The 225-nt window shown below is 40.0% G+C and carries 1 pseudogene; it reads left to right on the plus strand.

Annotation, left to right across the window (positions count from 1 at the left end):
• Window position 1: 1 nt before the first annotated feature.
• Window positions 2-225, plus strand: a pseudogene (locus CD118_RS11415) (deoxyribose-phosphate aldolase); the annotation flags it as partial.

Here is a 225-nt window from a genome sequence, read left to right on the forward strand (position 1 = left end):
TATGAAATTTGAAAAATATATCGATCATACGTTGTTAAAACCAGAATCAACACGTCAACAAATTGATCAAATCATTGAAGAGGCCAAAACGTATCACTTTAAATCGGTTTGTGTCAATCCGACGCATGTTCAATACGCTGCCGAACGTCTTGCAGACAGTGACGTGCTCGTGTGTACGGTGATTGGTTTTCCATTAGGCGCATCCACAACAGAAACGAAAGCTTT

Source organism: Staphylococcus coagulans, from assembly GCF_002901995.1.
Classification (GTDB): domain Bacteria; phylum Bacillota; class Bacilli; order Staphylococcales; family Staphylococcaceae; genus Staphylococcus; species Staphylococcus coagulans.